Source organism: Paraburkholderia sp. XV, assembly GCF_020177535.1.
GTDB lineage: Bacteria > Pseudomonadota > Gammaproteobacteria > Burkholderiales > Burkholderiaceae > Paraburkholderia > Paraburkholderia caribensis.
Genome location: NZ_JAGUUD010000100.1, coordinates 12,545 through 30,646, shown reverse-complemented (window position 1 = coordinate 30,646; position 18,102 = coordinate 12,545). Strand labels below are relative to the sequence as shown.

12 protein-coding genes are annotated in these 18,102 nt (G+C 63.5%); 8 read left to right on the top strand and 4 right to left on the bottom strand.

The window, feature by feature from the left end; translation table 11 throughout:
• Positions 1 to 174: 174 nt before the first annotated feature.
• Genes phnE through phnC form a run of 3 tightly spaced genes read right to left on the bottom strand, consistent with a single transcriptional unit; the run spans position 175 to position 2,897 of the window.
• Positions 175 to 1,008, bottom strand: coding sequence for a phosphonate ABC transporter, permease protein PhnE (gene phnE / locus KFO72_RS32550; protein ID WP_054933747.1), 834 nt, complete (start codon positions 1,006 to 1,008; stop codon positions 175 to 177).
• Positions 1,005 to 1,973, bottom strand: coding sequence for a phosphonate ABC transporter substrate-binding protein (phnD, locus tag KFO72_RS32545; RefSeq protein WP_062917044.1), 969 nt, complete (start codon positions 1,971 to 1,973; stop codon positions 1,005 to 1,007). Before phnD ends, phnE begins: the two co-directional genes overlap by 4 nt.
• Before the next feature lie 54 nt (positions 1,974 to 2,027).
• Entirely contained in the window at positions 2,028 to 2,897 is an 870-nt protein-coding gene (gene phnC / locus KFO72_RS32540; protein WP_225033836.1) for a phosphonate ABC transporter ATP-binding protein, read from the bottom strand.
• A 310-nt stretch (positions 2,898 to 3,207) separates the two neighbouring features.
• Between phnC and KFO72_RS32535 the strand changes: the two genes are divergently transcribed.
• The 7 genes from KFO72_RS32535 (at position 3,208) to KFO72_RS32505 (ending at position 11,206) form a co-directional block, all read left to right on the top strand.
• Entirely contained in the window at positions 3,208 to 4,242 is a 1,035-nt protein-coding gene (locus KFO72_RS32535; RefSeq protein WP_054933750.1) for a M14 family zinc carboxypeptidase, read from the top strand.
• Positions 4,239 to 5,075, top strand: a complete 837-nt coding sequence (locus KFO72_RS32530; protein ID WP_060605509.1) for an alpha/beta fold hydrolase — start codon at positions 4,239 to 4,241, stop codon at positions 5,073 to 5,075. The genes KFO72_RS32535 and KFO72_RS32530 overlap by 4 nt, the downstream gene beginning before the upstream one ends.
• 747 nt (positions 5,076 to 5,822) lie before the next feature.
• Positions 5,823 to 7,052: a hypothetical protein gene (locus KFO72_RS32525; RefSeq protein WP_107201300.1), complete on the top strand. Its 1,230-nt coding sequence runs from the start codon at positions 5,823 to 5,825 to the stop codon at positions 7,050 to 7,052.
• A gap of 17 nt (positions 7,053 to 7,069) precedes the next feature.
• Positions 7,070 to 8,299, top strand: a complete 1,230-nt coding sequence (locus KFO72_RS32520; RefSeq protein ID WP_060605514.1) for a hypothetical protein — start codon at positions 7,070 to 7,072, stop codon at positions 8,297 to 8,299.
• 202 nt (positions 8,300 to 8,501) lie between these two features.
• Positions 8,502 to 8,957, top strand: a complete 456-nt coding sequence (locus KFO72_RS32515; protein WP_060607152.1) for a hypothetical protein — start codon at positions 8,502 to 8,504, stop codon at positions 8,955 to 8,957.
• A 3-nt stretch (positions 8,958 to 8,960) separates the two neighbouring features.
• Positions 8,961 to 9,674 carry a C39 family peptidase gene (locus KFO72_RS32510; RefSeq protein ID WP_225033835.1) on the top strand — a complete coding sequence of 238 codons (714 nt, stop codon included), beginning with the start codon at positions 8,961 to 8,963 and terminating at the stop codon, positions 9,672 to 9,674.
• Positions 9,675 to 9,682: 8 nt separating this feature from the next.
• The gene (locus KFO72_RS32505) at positions 9,683 to 11,206 is read left to right on the top strand and encodes a hypothetical protein (protein WP_225033834.1); all 1,524 of its coding nucleotides are present in this window, start codon (positions 9,683 to 9,685) and stop codon (positions 11,204 to 11,206) included.
• A gap of 80 nt (positions 11,207 to 11,286) precedes the next feature.
• Here the strand turns inward: KFO72_RS32505 and KFO72_RS32500 are convergent, their stop codons facing one another.
• The gene (locus KFO72_RS32500; RefSeq protein WP_054933755.1) at positions 11,287 to 12,729 is read right to left on the bottom strand and encodes an acetate kinase; all 1,443 of its coding nucleotides are present in this window, start codon (positions 12,727 to 12,729) and stop codon (positions 11,287 to 11,289) included.
• Positions 12,730 to 13,250: 521 nt separating this feature from the next.
• Between KFO72_RS32500 and KFO72_RS32495 the strand changes: the two genes are divergently transcribed.
• Positions 13,251 to 18,092 (top strand): NAD-glutamate dehydrogenase, encoded by a 4,842-nt coding sequence (locus KFO72_RS32495; RefSeq protein ID WP_225033833.1) that lies wholly within the window; start codon positions 13,251 to 13,253, stop codon positions 18,090 to 18,092.
• Positions 18,093 to 18,102 lie beyond the last annotated feature (10 nt).

The window sequence follows — 18,102 nt, the reverse complement described above, 5'->3', positions numbered from 1 at the left end:
CAAAGAAAAGTAGGTGCCGCCCCGCACAGGGGCGACGCGTGAAGCACGCTAACAAAACGCGGATGCCAGCGAAACCACAAGCAAACCAAACCAAACCACCCACGCCGCGAAGACACAAACTCGAACGCCAGTGCCAAGGCAAAAAAAAAGCCCAAACCGCCGGAGGCAAAAAAACTAGATCACCCGCTCCCGCATCCACGCCGACCCCACATCAATAACAGTAACAACCACAACGACCATCAACATAACAGCCGCAGTCTGCGAATAATTAAACGACCGAATCGACTCATAAAGCACGACGCCGATACCTCCCGCCCCAACCATCCCAACAACCATCGCCGACCGCACATTCGATTCAAACCGATACAACGCATAAGAAATCCACAACGGCAAAACCTGCGGCAGCACCCCATACACGATCTCATCGAGACTGGTAGCCCCCGTAGCGCGCACACCTTCAGCGGGACGCGGATCGATAGCCTCGACGGCTTCGGCAAACAGCTTCGCCAGCACGCCCGTGGTATGCACCCACAAAGCAAGCACGCCAGCAAACGGCCCCAGCCCAACCGCGACGATGAACAGCATCGCAAACACCATCTCGTTGATCGCGCGGCACGCATCCATCAACCGCCGAACCGGCTGCACAACCCACGCCGGCGCCATGTTGTGCGCCGACATCAGCCCAAATGGAATCGCACACACGATCGACAGCGCCGTACCCCACACCGCAACCGCGAGCGTCACGCCCATTTCGTGCAAATAGGTGCGCCATTCCGTGAAGTCTGGCGGGAAGAAGTCCTTCGCAAACTGCCCCATGTTGCCCGAGTCAGTCAGCAGATCGAGCGGCCGCATGTCGGCGGCATGCCAGGACAAGCCAAGCACGCCGATCACAACGATCCAGCCAAGCAACGAAATCCAGCTGCGCTTGCCCGCCGCCGCGGCCATCGTCTCGCGAGAAGGCTGCGGCGGCACGCTCGAGCGCCCGGCGCTCAGGTCGGCTGCGTTCATTGCTTTTGCGCGTTCAATGCGGACAGCTTCGCGTCGATGGCGGCCATCTGCGTCTTGCGATCCGCATCCGACAGCGACGCATCCGCTTCGATCTTCTGCTTCTGCTCGAACAGCTTGATCTGGCGAATCGGCTGCAACTGCGCATCCGTCGACGGCGCAAACCCGCCATAGCTGAAGATGTTCGCCATCACGGCCTTTTCACGCGGGTCGGTCTTGGCATAGTTATAAAAGAACTGGCGAAGCTTCTCCTTCGTCGCGTCGGGCAGATCCTTGCGCCACACGAGCGGGTCCGATGGAATCAGCGGCGATTGCCACAGCACCCGCACCTGCGCGAAGCGGTCGGGGTGCTGCTTCTTCAGGGTATCGAGCATCTCGGTGTTGTTCGTCGCGATGTCGATCTTGTTGTTCACGACCGCGAGCAGGTTCGCTTCGTGGCTCGACGGCAGCACCGTCTTGAACGAAGTGCGCACGGGCGCGTTGCGCTGCGCAAACAGGTAGTAGCCGGGAACCAGCGTGCCCGACGTCGAGTTCGGGTCGCCGAAGCCCAGCGTCACGTCCTTCGTGTTCTTGAACACGTCGTCGAGCGTCTTGAAGCGGCTGTTCACATTCGTGATCAGCACCGAGTAGTAACCGGCATCGCCGTTTGCGTAGGTCGTCTTGCCGAATACTTCGCCATTCGAACGATCGACGGCTTCGATCGCCGACGCATTGCCGAGATACGCAACCTGCACCTTGTTGAAGCGCATGCCTTCGATGATGCCCGCGTAGTCGGTCGCGAAGAACGCCTTGATGTTCAGACCCGTCTGCTTGTTCATGTCGTCGATGAGCGGCTGCCAGCGCTGCTTGAGCACCGCCGACGAATCGGTCGAGATGATGCCGAGATTCAGGTCTTCAGCGTGGGCGGCGAAGCTCGCGAATGCCGACACGGCGGCAACGCCGGCGAGCAGTGAGCGCAGAAATTTCATGAGTTCGGTTCCAGGTGAGTGAATCGGGTACAGCGTGTCTTTCCGGAAATGGGATCAGGCCGAGCGCGCCGCCTTGAGCGGCAGCACGCGCGCGCGAGGCGCGGCGCTCCCGGCACTATCGGCACCATTGGCGCCATCGGACTGCAGACTGTCGTCGAGCAGTTCGCGCGCGTCGTCGCCATAGAGTTTCTGCAAGAGCGCGGGCGTCAGCGCCGCAGACGGCCCGTCATACACGACCTTGCCGCGCCGCATCGCGATCGTGCGCTGGCAGTACTGCATCGCGATGTCGACCTGATGCAGCGAGACCAGCACCGTCAAACGATGCTCGATGTTCAGCGTACGCAGCATCTCCATCACGCGGCGCGACGATTCCGGGTCGAGCGATGCAATCGGCTCGTCGGCGAGGATGATGCGCGCCTGCTGCACGAGCGCGCGCGCCAGCGCGGCGCGCTGCTGCTGTCCGCCCGACAGGTTCGAGGCGCGCTCGCGCGCATGCTCGCCGATGCCAACCTCGTTCAATGCCGACATCGACAGCACCCGCTCGCTGCGCGGAAAGCAGCCCGTGAGACGGCGCCACAGCGGCAGGCGCGCGAGCGCGCCGATCAGCACGTTCGCTTCGACCGTCAGCCGGTTCACGAGATTGAACTGCTGAAAAACAAAACCGATATCGCGGCGAATGCTGCGCACTTCACGTACGATGCGGCCGTTCTGCTGGATCGGACGCCCGAGTATCGCAATCTGCGAAGGCTGCGCATCCGATACCGTGAAGCCCGCGATATGCCGCAGCAGCGTCGACTTGCCCGAGCCCGACGCACCGATCAGCGCGACCATTTCGCCCTGCTCGATGCGCAGGTCGATCTCGTCGAGCGCCTTGCGGCCGTTGCCGAATGTCTTGCTCAGGCGTTCGATGCGGATGGCTTCCATGTGTGTCCTGTCGATGACTCCGGTGCGTGCCGGAAGTTGTGGGACATTCTAGAAAGCGTCTGTGACGGTTGAGTGAAGGCGTCGCAACATCTAGACGACTACATCTTTCGTCAATTCGCACGGCAGCGTGCGGCGCGCCGCTGTGCCGGGTCGCGCAGTGTGTCATCGATATGACAAACGCAATGACGCGGCCCGCTGTCGTCCGCGCTGTCATTCCCGCTGTCATCCATTGGCAGGCACGAACCGCTATAGTTGGAGACGTCACGCGTGAGCCGTCTCCAACAACCTCACACCATAACCGGCGCAGCCCATGCAGGCTCTGAGCTTTTTGCCCGATACGTTTGCGGAGTACGACGAACTCCAGGCGATTCTCGAGGTCGGCAGCGGCAGCTTCGAGATTCGTTCCATGTGCGAGACGCGGGTGCGCGGCAGGACCTTCGCCGTGCAGACGGCGAGCATTGGCTCGCGCGATCCACGGGCGCCCGCGATTGGTTTCTTTGGCGGCATACACGGACTCGAGCGGATCGGCACGCAGCTCGTGCTCGACTACATGCGCGCGCTGCTCGGGCGGCTCGAATGGGACGAACTGCTGGTGCGCCAGCTTCAGTCGATCCGCCTGATTTTCGTCCCTATCGTCAATCCAGGCGGAATGTGGGCCGCGACGCGCGCCAATCCGAACGGCGTCGATCTGATGCGCAACGCGCCGCAGGACGCCGAAGAGCGCGTGCCCTGGCTCGCGGGCGGACAGCGCGTCGGCTCGTGGCTGCCGTGGTATCGCGGGCGGCGCGGCGCGCCGATGGAAGCGGAGGCGCAGGCGCTGTTGCGGGTGGTCGCGGACGAACTGGCGGCGCGCCCGCTGTCGTTCGCGCTCGATTGCCATTCGGGCTACGGCTGGAGCGACAGCATCTGGTTCCCTTATGCGAAGACACGTCGCCCGATGCCGCATCTGCCGGAAATGTACGCCTTGAAGACGATGTTCGAGCGCGCGCATCCACACCACGGCTACATGTTCGAGCCGCAAAGCCATCAGTATCTGCTGCACGGCGACCTGTGGGACTGGGCGTACGACCGCGCGCCGCCTCCCAACATCTTTCTGCCGATGACGCTCGAACTGGGCTCGTGGCTATGGATCAAGAAAAACCCCAGGCAGATCTTTTCGCGCCAGGGCATGTTCAACCCGTTGAAAGCGCACCGCACCGCGCGCGTGCTGCGGCGCCACGCGAATCTGCTCGATTTCCTGACGCGTGCCGCCTACGCGTCGCAGCGCTGGCTGCCGCAAGGCAGCCGTCGCGAGCAGTTGCTCGATAGCGCGACGGAACTCTGGTACAAGCCAGGCAAACCATGAGTACGTGGATTCTGCTGCGCGGCCTGACGCGCGAGGCTCGGCACTGGGGCGCATTGCCCGGCACGTTGCGCGCGGCACTGGACGGCGCGAGCCGATGCGCGTCTGCCACGAATGCTGAGCCCACCCGCGTGTTGACCATCGACCTGCCCGGCAACGGCGAATACGCGAGCCTGCGCGCGCCGCTGGATGTCGCCGGGATGGTCGACTTCGTACGCGCGGCGGCGCGCGCCAGCGGCGCGGCGGGACCGTATTGCGTGCTGGCGATGTCGCTGGGCGGCATGGTCGCGACCTGCTGGGCGCAGCGTCATCCCGCCGACATCGCGCGGCTCGTGCTGATCAACACCAGCATGCGCCCGTTCAGCCGCTTCGACGAACGGCTGCGTCCACAAGCGTGGCCGGGGCTGGCCCGCATCGCTTCGCATTGGCGCGACGCGCGTGCCGTGGAGGAGGCAATTCATCGCCTGACCTGCAATCAGCGCGACACGGTCGAGGCCGACCTGAAGGAGTGGGTTGCCATCCGCGACAGCGCACCTGTCAGCCGGGCGAACGCGCTGCGCCAGCTGCTCGCGGCCGCGCGCTTCAGCGCCGCGCGGCAACGGCCGGCGTGCGCGACGCTGGTGTTGTCGTCGCGGGAAGACGGGCTGGTCGATCCCGCGTGCTCAGCGGCGCTGGCCGCCGCGTGGAGCGCCGAGCACTGGCGGCACGCATGGGCCGGCCACGATTTGCCGCACGACGATCCCGTATGGACCGTCGAACGCATCGGTGCCTGGCTCGCGCAGCCGGCCGCCGATCCAGAAATCGAAAATGCGCAATCCGATTTAACCGATGAATAGCCGATAATTAAATATCTCATTAAGTTTCGGATGTGGTGAAAATACGCGCTGCTGATGCACTGCATTAGTGCAACGCAATATCGCCGCATTGCCTTTAGCGACAATGTTATGCGCCGGATTATTTTAGTGGACATGCAGTCATATTAATGGCAAATTGATGCTTCGCGCCATTAACGTGTGATAATTGATTGGGGTTCGGTGCATTTAGGCACATACTGAAATTGTAAAATAATTCCGCCTGCGGCTGGAGGGTGCGGAAAAACTTGCAGAAAGAGGCTGCATGCGGCTTGCAGCGTCGTAAACGATACGTTTTTTTACGCCACCAATGCGCCGCGTTTCGCCATCGCCAATCTGGCGCAAAGCCATGGTGCGCAAGGCCACTAATGGCCTTTATCGAAAAATAGCGGGGTTCCGGGGTGGATTATCCTGGTACTCAAGAATCGCGCCCGTCAAAAAAGAAACGTTTTTAAAATCTCGAGTTTTCCCTTAGTAAATTCTGCTAATCGTTTGAATTAAAAGCAATTGCAAAAACCCTCGTTTTCTAAAGCCGGCGCAATGCCGGTTTATGCGTTTCAAAGGCGAAACATAAAACGTAGGTAATTACCCGCAGCTTTCCATCCCGCATCACGGGAAATCCAAAATTCTTTATATTTCAATGCCTTACATGCATGGCATCGCCTATGCGACACGGCGAGCCGGATTGGCGCAGTCTGCCAAGCCGCCCCCCATCTCCTCCAGGAGGATTCCATGCGCAAAACTCTATTGGCGTCCGCAGCAGTCATCGCCTTGGGCTGCAGCGGTTACGCAATGGCAAACCCATGCAGTGATAGCGATTCATCCTGCAACCAGAAGTCATACAGCGGGAGCAACACATCGACAAACTCGGCGACATCCGCCCAAACCAGCACCACGGGCAACAACGCAAATGAAATTACGACGGGTGCGAGGGTCGCGCAGGATTCGTTCAACAGCACCAAGATCGTTGCAGCGAGCCGTCTTTCCGGGTCTGTATCGGGCGTAAGCGTCTATGGCATTGGCAACCATGCCTATAACGACGGCAATGCGAACGGCGGACGCGGCGGCAGCGGCGCGAAGGGCATTGGCGGCAAGGGTGGCAGCGCATTGGCGATCGGCGGAGACGGCGGCTACGGCGGCAATGGCGGCAAGGCCATCGCTGGCGACGGCGGCAACTCGAAGGCATCGGGCGGCGATGGCGGCAACTCGAAGGCCTACGCCGGCGACGGCGGCAATGCCAGGGCGTCCGGCGGCAAGGGCTCCGGCAGTGGCGGCGACGCATGGGCCAAGGGCGGTAGCTCGTACGCTGGATCGGCAGCGGCAGGCGGCGACGGACGTGGCTCCGGCAAGGGCGCAGGTCTCGCACTCGGTGCGGGCGCTGGACTTGCGGGCAGCGGCGACGTGCACTCGAAGGCCAATGGCGGCGGCGGCAGCGCCTCCTCGGCGAGCGGTGCTGCGACCGCCACGGGAACGGGCACGGCAACGGCGAGCGGCTCGGGCACGGGTACGGGTAGCGGCGGCGCAGGCACGTCTGGCGCAGCAACGGCTACGGCTGGAACGGGCACCGCTACGGGCGGCGCAGGCACAGGCTCGGGCGGCGCAGCGACGTCGACGGCAGGTGCGGGCGGCGCAGCGACGGCCACGGCAGGCGCAGGCGGCGCGGCAGGCTCGACGGCCGGTAACGGCGGCAATGCGACGGGCGGCGCAGGCGGTGCAGCTGGCGCGGGCGCAGCAGCCACGGCGACGGCAGCAGCCGGCGGCGCGGGCTCGGGCGGCTCAGGTGGTGCTGGCGGCGCGGGCGGCTCGATCGGCGTCGGCACGGGTGACTTCAGCATGGCCAACACCATGACGAGCGTCGCTCAGTCGGCGGCGGGCATCCTGGTCGCGAACCAGAACAGCGGCATGGCTTCGCTGGTGCAGCAGGCCGTCACCGTTCAGGCAAACCTGAGCGTGGGCCGCTAATCCAATAGGAGGCTTTCATGCGTAAGACACTTTTGGCATCAGCTGCCATCGTCGCGCTGGGCTTTAGCGGCTATGCGATGGCCAACCCCTGCGCGAATGGCGACTACTCGTGCAACCAGAAGTCGGGCAGCGGCGATAACTCCCTGTCGAACACGGCGTCGTCGACCCAGGGCAGCACGACGGGCAACAACGTCAACGAAGTGACGGGACACTCGAAGGTCTCGCAGGACTCGTGGAACAACACGAAGACTGTGGCCGTCAGCAAGCTTGACGGCACCGTGAGCCATGTCAGGGTCACTGGCATAGGCAACGTCGCGACCAACTACGGAAACGTCAATGGCGGCAAGGGCGGCGACGGCGCCAGGGGCATCGGCGGCAAAGGCGGAAGCGCCGGCGCTGGCGGCGGCTATGGCGGCGACGGTGGCAACGGCGGTCGCGCCATTGCCGGCGACGGCGGCTGGTCGAAGGCTTCGGGCGGCGACGGCGGCTACGCGAAAGCGTCGGGCGGCGATGGCGGCTGGTCGAAGGCATCCGGCGGCAAGGGCTACGGCAGCGGCGGCGACGCTGGCGCGAAGGGCGGCAGTGCAGGAGCAGGCACGCTTGCCTATGGCGGCAACGGCAGCGGCAAGGGCGCGGCACTGGGCGCTGGTGCGGGTCTCGGCCTTGGCGCAGCCGGCAGCGGCGATCTGTCCTCACGTGCGGGCGGCGGCGGCGGCATGGCCACCTCGAACAGCGGCGCAGCGTCGGGTTCGGGCAGCGGCTCGGGCAGCGGCACGGCAACCGCTTCGGGCAGCGGCACGGGCGGCGCAGCCACGGCAGGCGCGGCGACCGCGACGGGCGGCGCAGCGACGGCATCGGGCGGGGCAGGCACGGGCACGGGCGGCGCGGCGACGTCGACGGCAGGTGCAGGCGGCGCGGGCACCTCGTCAGCGGGTGACGGCGGCGCAGCGACGTCGACGGCTGGCAACGGCGGCGCAGCAACAGGCGGTGCGGGTGCAGCAGGCGGTGCAGGCGGTGCGGCGACGGCTTCGGCCGGAGCCGGCGCAGCAGGCACAGGCGGCTCAGGCGGTGCAGGCGGCGCTGGCGGAACCGTCACGATGACGACGGGCTCATTCGACATGTCGAACAACATGGCGAGCGCGGCTCAGTCGGCAGCTGGCGTGATGGTGCTGAACCAGAACAGCGGTATGGCGTCGCTCGTACAGCAGGCTGTCACCGTGCAGGCAAACCTGGCTGTCGGCCGCTAACTGAAGGGAAGGACAGTTAGCGTCGACAAGTCGTTGTGTGATGTGCCGTGGGGCGTTCGCGCTCCACGGCTCCTGTTCCATCGTTCCGGCGCACGGGGTAGCGGCGCCGGGCGAAGGTCGCACAAATCGCACTTCGCCGGACGCTGCCGCGCGCGCCGCAAGGCCGTTGCAGCACGGATCGGCGAAGCACCAGGAGACAACCATGCAGGCGTTCAAACGCATTGCGAAGGTGGTACTGCCTGTCGTCATCGGACTGCCTTGCTTTGCAGCCTATGTTGTTGCCGGCGAACTGCGTTCTCCCGTGCAAGCGGATACGTCGATCGTCCCCGTTGTGTCAGCCGCTCAGGACGCGAGTGCGCTGAAGGCCCGCACAGCTGCTGCATCCCCTGCACCGGCGCCCGCCGCCGACGCGACCTTCGGTGTCGCGATGTCGGCCGAGCAACTCGATGCGCATCGCGGCGGCGAAGCCGTCTTCAACGACATGAACCTGCGCGGCACGGTCGCGAACAATACCGCGCGAAACGTGGACACCGGGTCGAACGTGATCGCGGGCGGCTCGTTCTCGAACGCGAGCGGCTTGCCTACCGTGATACAGAACACGGGCGCGAACGTGCTGATCCAGAACGCGACGATCGTCAATGTGCGCTTCGGGGAATGAGCGATGAAACTTCATGAAGTCCTTCATGGAGGTCTTCAGGGAGCCGCGTGGCTGCTCGTGTGCGCGTTGACGGCGGCAAGCCCGGCCCGCGCCGACCCGATCACGATCTACGAACCGTCGGGCGCCGGTTACGCGATGCACGTGACGAGCCTGAAAGAGGCTCGCTTCAAGCGCACCATCAAGCAGCAGTTCGACTTCAGTTGCGGCTCTGCTGCCGTGGCGACGCTGCTCACGTTTCAATACAACTATCCGGTGAGCGAGCAGACCGCATTCCAGGAGATGTTCGAGAACGGCGACCAGGCGAAGATCCGCACCGAGGGCTTCTCGCTGCTCGACATCAAGCGCTTTCTCGAGCGGCGCGGGTTCATCGCGGACGGTTATGAGCTGCCGCTGCAAAAGCTCGTCGAGACGAACACGCCCGCAATCGTGCTGATCAGCGAAAGCGGCTATCACCATTTTGTCGTGGTGAAAGGGTTGAAGAACGACCGCGTGCTGATCGGCGATCCCGCAACGGGCACGCGTCCCGTGCCGTTGAAGAGCTTCGAGGCGAAATGGGAAGACCAGGTCCTGTTCGTCATCCATAACAAACCTGGCGTCGGGGTCTTCAACGATCCCGTCGACTGGCGAGTCGCGCCGCCCGCGCCGCTCTATACGGGCGTCAATCGCGATGGTCTGTTCTTCACCGTCATGCCGAAGCACGGCGCGAGTGACTTCTGAGGGCCATCATGAGAACCGAGACCCGAAAACTCGCCGGCATTGCCACGATGGTGTGTGGTTCGATGGTGACGTTCGGCGCGCATGCGTTCGAACAGGGCGCGCCTGCTGCGGCGGCCGTTGCGCCCGACCTCGCGGGCGGAGCCGTCGAGCCGCTGGTATTGCGGGACGCCGCGCCTTCGGCCGATGCGGCGGATGCCATTACGCAGGCAGTCGTCGATGCATTGTCCGCGCAAAAGCCGCGCGCGTTTTCCGAGGACGGCGACGCCGACGGTATGCGTCATGTGCCCGTGTCGTACGCGGCGCCGATTGCCGTCGCGACGCCGCGGCGGGAAGACGCGGTCGAAGCGGACAACGCGGCGAAGCAGGACGCGAATGACGAAGCGAGTCGCGCAACGAACGCTGCCGTCATCGACGAAGCGCTATATTCGGTCGATGCTACGTCGACGCCTGGTTCGTCGTCGTCTCCGCAAGAAAACGACGTGCTGACACAGCGCGATGCGGTTGAACACCAGGATGCGGCCGAAGTCACTACAGCCGCGGCGCTTGCCGCGCAGATAACGCCCATGGCGCACATAGCGCCAGCACTCGCGCAGGAAGCCGAAGCGCCCGTCCAACCGCTTCCGGTGTCGTATGCGGCACCGATCGCGGTTGCCGCGCGCAAAGGTGACAACAATGAAAAGGCCGAAAAGACCGAAGCACCGCGCGCACGACAAGTAGAAGATCACGCGCAAGCGCAGCCGCCGCGTCATGAACAACTGACTCTCGATGCAACGCCGACACCGCCCCCCGTGTCGCCCGCGCATGAAGCGCCAGTTGCGAATGAGCGTGTAATCGTCAAGGCGCCCGTTTCCTATGCGCGCCCGATCGCCGTGCCTGTCTCGCAGACGGCGAGGAGCGTGCAGAACGATTCGACGGCTTCGATGAATACATCGATGCAAACGGCCGGGCAAGCGCAGATCAAGGAACGCGCCGCGCTGCCCGCGCAGGCACAGGTCAAGGCGCCGCTTTCCTATGCGGCGCCGATTGCCGTGCCTCGAGCGTCGCGCAACGACACGCCCCCCGAGCGCGGTCACGAAGCCAAGGCACGAGCGGACACAGAAGATCCGAACTGGTCGTCGAAAACGACAGTCGCCATCAGCGAAGAAAAACTCGACTCGATGCGCGGCGGCTTCGATGTGGCCAATGGCCTGAAAGTCTCGTTCGGCGTATCGAGGATGGCAGTCGTGAACGGCAATCTCGTCACGCAGACCAGCTTCAATATTCCGGACCTGAGCAACATGACGACGCAACAGGCGCAGGCGCTCGCTTCGGCGAACATCGGGTCGCTGCTGCAAAACGGCGGCGGCAATATCGCGCAGCAGGGCGCCGTGCAGGGCCTGTCGGGCGCGGTGATCCAGAACACGCTCAGCAACCAGAACATTCAGACGCTGACGACGATCAATGCATCGGTGAATTCGTTGGGTTTGTTCAAGAGCATGAATCTGGGTGCGACCTTGAACAACGCCTTGATGAATTCGGTAAGGCCCAGATAGAAGCCTGAATGAAGAAGCTCGCGACGCTGGGGAGGCGTCGCGAGCTTTTGTTTCGATGGAGGCGTGATGGGCGAACCAGGCTAGAACTGGATCGGCATGCGGAACGTCAGCGTGAGGTCCGGCGTGTCGCGCGTGAGGCCGGCGCCGAGCGAGAAGTTGAGCGTCGTCTTTGGCGTGAGGCGGTACGAGTAGCCGACCAGCAGCGTGCCGAGTATCACGCGCACCGAACCGGGAACGGTCGATCCGTTCTGCTTGGTCGGCAGCACGATGCTCTGGTCATAGCCGATACTGAACGAAGCCTTTTCGTTCAGCGCGAGACCCATGCCGACATTGAAGCCATAGATATCGCCCGGCTGGATCTTGCCGACGAAATCGGTCTCGCCGTTCAGGATGTGCAGGCTCAGATCGCTGCGGGCAAAGCTGTGCAAGTAGCTGAAGTTGCCGAAGAACACGACCGGGTCGCTCGGGAACAGCCACGTGAGACCAGGCTGGATCGCATAGAAACCCGTGCCCGTGGGCTGTTCGAGCGGCAGGCCGGTGCCCGTCGTATTGCCGATGCAGCGCGTCACGCAATCGGTCACGACGTCGAACGGACTCTTGCCCGTGGCCGTCTTGAAGCGCAGCCAGCCGATGTAATAGAACTTGTCCGGGCCGCCTTCGTTCAACTGGTAGCGCAACGTCATTTCGACGTCGCCGATGCCGTGGCCGCTGCTATTAAAGACGTTGTCCTGCGCCGAGCCCGTGAAGATCTCGCGGCTGACGGTGTCGTTGGTCGAATAGACATACGGCACGCGCACTTCGACTTCCATCCGGTTCGTAATGCCGTAACGCGCGGCCACGCCGGCCGTGAGTACGTTCGACTTGATCTCGCGCACGTCGATCAGGCCGATCAGCAAGGCGGGAATGATCGTGTACCCAACCAGCGCGACACGGTCCGACGACGAATAGCCGAACTGGAACGACGGCTCGAGCACGAACTTGTTCTTCGGCGTGAGCACGCCGGGCTGATCGAAGATCGGCGCGACGGCGGGTGGTGCGGTGTCGGGAATGGGCGCCTGGCCGACGGGCTGGACCGGTTGCTCGCCGCCTGCGTTTTGCGCCATGTTGATCACAGGCGCGGGTGCCGCGCCCGTTGCCGCTCCCGCTGTTGCGCCCGTGGCGGCGCCTGCCGTTGAGGCGTCGGCGGCATTGGGCGCTGCCTCTGCATTGCCGCCAGCCGGCGTGCTCTGCGCAATGCCTGTGGCGGGCGCCGCACCCGAGCCCGGTTGGCCCGTGCCGCGCGTCACCTCGAGCATGCGTGAATCGAGTGCCTTGCTCAACTGCTGGAATTGCGCTTCTTCTTCAGCGATTTTGCGTTTTAGTGCATCGAGTTCCTTGATACGGTTGTTCAGTTCCTGGCGAAGGGTTGCGATATTTTCTTGTGCGGTTTGATCTTGAAGCGATTGCGCATGGGCTTCAACGTAAAAGAGAAGCATGGTTGCGTAACTGATCGTCCGCACATGTCGAAATGGCTCGCGCTTCATGGGTCTGTTCTCCATGTCAGGCTTGCAGGTTCTACCCCGGTACACCTCGACAACAGGCCAGCGGCATCGACACGTCGAGTCGTTGTGCTGGGCATGAAGCAACCCCTTCGTATGACCGCTTTGCGCGACTCAAGAGCGTCTCCATGCTGGCGAATGGCATCGGTATTGGAACCGTGATTCGCTATTGGTATCTATTTCCAACCTGTATTCATGCATCCGCAATAACGCCTTTAAAGAAATGACCGTCTATTGCTTTATTGCGGACCATAAAAGCCTAACGCATCAGTGCTACATAAGCTAATAAGAAGAACCCTGGCCTGTGATGGTTAGCCAACAGAGCGGAGCATTTTTCATCGGGCATCGAAGCGCCCGATCCGCTATCCATAGCTTCAATCGACACGCTTATGTCACAGCCGCGAGCAAGCATGCGCGATGTGCGCATGCACAATCCGTTTCGGCTCAACGGGTGCATAATGCGCTTCAGTCTATGCACTCGATTGTCGCCCGTCGCGGAGGACGTCATGCAAGCGAAGAACGAAGAAGCCGTTGCCCATCTGCTCAACGATGTCGTCGAATTCGCGCGAGGACGATTGCCCGAGCCCGCTTTCGCAGCTGTCGAGCCATTCCTGCGTCACTACTACGACTTCGCCGATGCCGACGATCTGCAAAGCCGCGGCATCGCCGATCTCTACGGCGCCGCGATGGCGCATTGGCAAACGGCGCAACGCTTCGTGCCAGGCAGCGAACGTTTGCGCGTCTACAACCCGATTCTCGAACAGCACGGCTGGCACTCGGATCACACCGTCATCGAGATCGTCAACGACGACATGCCGTTTCTGGTGGACTCGGTTTCAATGGCCGTCAATCGTCTCGGTCTGTCGCTGCATTCCGTGTTGCACCCCGTATTTCGCATATGGCGCGGCAAGGACGGCGGCATCGAACGTATCGCGCCCGGCGGCGCGTCGAGCGACGACGGCCATTCGCAACTCGCGTCGTTCATTCATTTTGAAGTGGACCGCTGCGGCGACGCCGCGAAGCTCGACGCCTTACGCAACGAGATCGCGAAGGTATTGGGCGATGTGCGCGCCGCCGTCGAAGACTGGCCGAAGATCGTCGACATAGCGCGCACGACGATCCGCGACATGGCTGCGCGCGAGACGAGCCCGGAAGGCGTCGAAGCGCGCGCGTTCGTCGAATGGATGGTCGCGGACCACTTCACGTTTCTCGGACAGCGCGATTACGAACTCGTCACGCATGACGGCCAATACGGCTTGCGTGGCGTGCCGGGCTCGGGCCTCGGCATCCTGCGCGAATCGATGCGGCCTCAGGGCACCTCTGAAGTGACACCGTTGCCGGCCGCCGCTGCCGATATCATCGCGGGCGCGACGCCTATCTTTCTGACCAAGGCCAATTCGCGCGCGACGGTGCATCGGCCCGGCTATCTCGACTATGTCGGCGTGAAGCTGGTCGGGCCGGACGGCAAGATCAACGGCGAGCGGCGCTTTATCGGGCTGTATACGTCGACGGCTTATACGACATCGGCGACGGAGATTCCCATCGTGCGCCGCAAATGCGCGAACATCGTGCGGCGTGCGGGCTTTCTGCCGAAGGGGCATCTCGGCAAATCGCTGGTGACGGTACTGGAAACGTATCCACGCGATGAACTCTTCCAGGCCGACGAGAGCGAGCTTTACGAAACGGCGATGGGCGTGCTGCGCCTGCAGGAGCATCAGCGCACGCGGATGTTCGTGCGGCGCGACCGCTTCGACCGCTTCGTATCGTGCCTCGCATTCGTCCCGCGCGATAAGTACAACACCGACTTGCGCCGGCGGATCGCCAGGCTGCTGATGAGTGCGTTCAACGGCACGAATGTCGAGTTCACGCCGCTCCTGTCCGAGTCGACGCTCGCGCGCATTCATTTCGTGGTGCATGCGGAGCCGGGCGCGATGGCGGACGTCGATACGCGCGAACTCGAACAGCGTCTCATCCAGGTGTCGCGCCGCTGGCAGGACGATCTTGCCGATGCGTTGCTCGACGCGTTCGGCGAAGAGCAGGGCAACCGCCTGTTGCAGCACTATGCGGATTCGTTTCCGGCCGGCTATCGCGACGACTATCCGGCGCGCACGGCGGTGCGCGATATCGAGTTGATCGAGCGCGTGCAGGGCACCGAGCAGATCGCGATGAACCTGTACCGGCCCATCGAAGCGGGGCCGCGCGCCTTCCGCTTCAAGGTGTATCGCGTGGGGGAGCCGATCGCGCTGTCGCGCAGCCTGCCGATGCTCGAACATCTGGGCGTGCGCGTCGACGAAGAGCGGCCTTACCTGATCGAGGCGCCGGGTGCCGCGCCCGCATGGATTCACGACTTCGGCCTCGAACTGGCCGACGACACCGAGTTCGACATCGAGCGCGTGAAGGGCCTGTTCGAAGATGCATTCGAGCGCGTCTGGACGGGCGATATCGAAGACGACAATTTCAATCGCCTCGTGCTGCGCGCGCAACTGAGCGCACGCGAGGTGATCATCTTGCGGGCCTACGCGAAGTATCTGCGGCAAGTGGGCTCGACGTTCAGCGACGCGTATATCGAGCGTGCATTGACGGGCAATCCCGCCATCGCGCGCATGCTGGTCGAACTGTTCATCGCGCGGTCCGATCCGGCGCCCGCCACGACACGGGAGACGCGTGTCGAGCGGCTGCTGAAGACGATCGAAGGCGCACTCGACGAAGTGCCGAATCTCGACGAGGACCGCATCCTGCGGCAGTTCCTCGGCGTGATCAACGCGACGCAGCGCACCAACTACTACCGGCGCGACGAGGGCGGCAAGCCGAAGCCTTATCTGTCGTTCAAGTTCGATCCCGCGAAAGTGCCGGGCCTGCCCGAGCCGAAACCGATGTTCGAAATATGGGTGTATTCGCCGCGGGTCGAAGGCGTGCATCTGCGCGGCGGGCGCGTTGCGCGCGGCGGCTTGCGCTGGTCTGATCGTCGCGAGGATTTCCGCACGGAAGTGCTCGGTCTCATGAAGGCCCAGATGGTGAAGAACGTCGTGATCGTGCCGGTGGGATCGAAGGGCGGCTTCGTCGTGAAGAATCCGCCGCCGCCGACCGATCGCGAATCCTGGATGCGCGAGGGCGTCGCGTGCTACCAGACGTTCCTGCGCGGGCTGCTCGATCTCACCGATAACCGCGTGGGCGGCCAGATCGTGCCACCGCCCGACGTCGTGCGGCACGATCCCGACGACCCCTATCTCGTCGTTGCTGCCGACAAAGGCACGGCCACGTTCTCCGACTACGCGAACGCGATCTCGCGGGAATACGGTTTCTGGCTCGACGACGCATTCGCATCGGGCGGCTCGGTCGGCTACGACCACAAGAAAATGGGCATCACCGCGCGCGGCGCGTGGGAGTCGGTGAAGCGCCACTTCCGCGAAATGGGTGTCGACACGCAAACCATGGACTTCACCGTGGTCGGCGTCGGCGACATGTCGGGCGACGTGTTCGGCAACGGCATGCTGCTGTCGCAGCATATCCGCCTGATCGCTGCGTTCGATCACCGGCATGTGTTCCTCGATCCGAATCCCGATCCCGCGACGAGCTTCGCCGAACGTCAACGGCTCTTCAATCTGGACCGTTCGAGCTGGGCCGATTACGATCCCGCGCTGATCTCGCAAGGCGGCGGCGTGTTTGCGCGCACTGCGAAGACGATTCCGCTTTCGCAGGCCGTGCAATCGATGCTCGGCATCACGGCTGCCGCGCTTGCGCCGTCTGAACTGGTGCGCGCGATCCTTCAGGCGCCCGTCGATCTGCTGTACAACGGCGGCATCGGCACCTATGTAAAGGCGAGCCGCGAAACGCATGCGCAGGTTGGCGACAAGGCCAACGACGCGGTGCGCGTGAACGGCTGCGATCTGCGTTGCAAGGTGGTCGCGGAAGGCGGCAATCTGGGCCTCACGCAACTCGGGCGCATCGAGTTCGCGCAACGCGGCGGCCGCCTGAATACGGATGCAATCGACAATTCCGCGGGCGTCGACTGCTCCGACCACGAAGTGAACATCAAGATTCTGCTCGGCCTCGTGGTCGCGGATGGCGAGATGACGGACAAGCAGCGCAATGCATTGCTCGCGGAGATGACGGAGGAAGTGGGCCTGCTCGTGTTGCAGGACAACTACTATCAAACGCAGGCCTTGTCGATTGGAGGCCGCTATGCGGCCGAACTGTTCGACGCCGAAATGCGGCTGATGCGCTATCTCGAACGCGCGGGCCGTTTGAATCGCGTGATCGAGTTTTTGCCGTCCGAAGACGAGATCAACGAACGTCTCGCCGCCAGACAGGGTTTGACTTCGCCCGAACGCGCGGTGCTGCTCGCGTACAGCAAGATGTGGCTCTACGATGCACTGCTCGAAACCGACGTGCCGGAAGATCCGCTGGTGGCGGGCATGCTGACCGAGTACTTCCCGAAGCCGCTGCGCCAGCGTTTCAGCGAGCCGATGCATCGTCATCCGCTGCGCCGCGAGATTCTGGCGACGCATCTGACCAACGCGCTGGTGAATCGCGTCGGCTGTGCGTTCGTGCACCGGATGATGGAAGAGACCGACGGCAAGCCGGGCGATATCGTGCGTGCGTGCATGATTGCGCGCGACGTGTTCGATCTGAACGAGGTGTGGCGCAATATCGACGCGCTCGACAACCGCGTCGCCGACGATGTGCAGGCGCGCATGTTCGTCGAGATCACGAAGCTGCTGGAGCGCGCTGCGTTGTGGTTCTTGCGGCACCTGCAGTCGGGCGAAGTGAAGGACGGCGGCGTGACGGAACTGATTGCGCGCTGTCGCGACGCGGCGCAACGGCTCGCACCGCAATTGCCGATGCTGTTGCCCGGCGCGGAACTCGAAGCCTTGTCCGAGCGGCAGCGCGTGCTCGTCGATGCAGGCGTGGACAGCGAACTGGCGGTGCGCGTCGCGAGCGGCGACATACCTGCTGCGCTGCTCGATATCGCGGAAGTGTCGGCGACCACCGGGCGCGGGCTCGAACTCGTCGCGGGCGTGTACTTCGCGTTGGGCACGCAGTTGAACTACGGGTGGATCGGCGAGCGCGCCGAGGCGCTGCCCACCTCGACGCATTGGGACGTGATGGCGCGGGCCGCCGCGCTCGCCGAGCTTGCACGACTCAAGCGCGTGCTGACGACGAGCGCGCTCACGGAAGCGCCCGAGGCGACGACCGCGGAAGGGGCCGTCGATGCGTGGCGCGCAAAACGCGAAAACGCGCTCGCGCGTTATGCGCAACTGCTGACGGACTTGCGCGCGGCGGGCGGCGCGAGCCTGTCGATGCTGCTCGTGATCGTGCGGGAGATGGCGACACTCGAACGCCGCTAACCAGGCACGG

Bases quoted from the DNA above. Each gene is read 5' to 3' on its own strand.
- KFO72_RS32530 (WP_060605509.1), top strand. From the start codon at position 4,239: ATGAGTACGTGGATTCTGCTGCGCGGCCTGACGCGCGAGGCTCGGCAC.
- phnE (WP_054933747.1), bottom strand. From the start codon at position 1,008: ATGAACGCAGCCGACCTGAGCGCCGGGCGCTCGAGCGTGCCGCCGCAG.
- KFO72_RS32525 (WP_107201300.1), top strand. From the start codon at position 5,823: ATGCGCAAAACTCTATTGGCGTCCGCAGCAGTCATCGCCTTGGGCTGC.
- KFO72_RS32495 (WP_225033833.1), top strand. From the start codon at position 13,251: ATGCAAGCGAAGAACGAAGAAGCCGTTGCCCATCTGCTCAACGATGTC.
- phnD (WP_062917044.1), bottom strand. From the start codon at position 1,973: ATGAAATTTCTGCGCTCACTGCTCGCCGGCGTTGCCGCCGTGTCGGCA.
- KFO72_RS32500 (WP_054933755.1), bottom strand. From the start codon at position 12,729: ATGAAGCGCGAGCCATTTCGACATGTGCGGACGATCAGTTACGCAACC.
- KFO72_RS32520 (WP_060605514.1), top strand. From the start codon at position 7,070: ATGCGTAAGACACTTTTGGCATCAGCTGCCATCGTCGCGCTGGGCTTT.
- KFO72_RS32505 (WP_225033834.1), top strand. From the start codon at position 9,683: ATGAGAACCGAGACCCGAAAACTCGCCGGCATTGCCACGATGGTGTGT.
- KFO72_RS32535 (WP_054933750.1), top strand. From the start codon at position 3,208: ATGCAGGCTCTGAGCTTTTTGCCCGATACGTTTGCGGAGTACGACGAA.
- KFO72_RS32515 (WP_060607152.1), top strand. From the start codon at position 8,502: ATGCAGGCGTTCAAACGCATTGCGAAGGTGGTACTGCCTGTCGTCATC.
- phnC (WP_225033836.1), bottom strand. From the start codon at position 2,897: ATGGAAGCCATCCGCATCGAACGCCTGAGCAAGACATTCGGCAACGGC.
- KFO72_RS32510 (WP_225033835.1), top strand. From the start codon at position 8,961: ATGAAACTTCATGAAGTCCTTCATGGAGGTCTTCAGGGAGCCGCGTGG.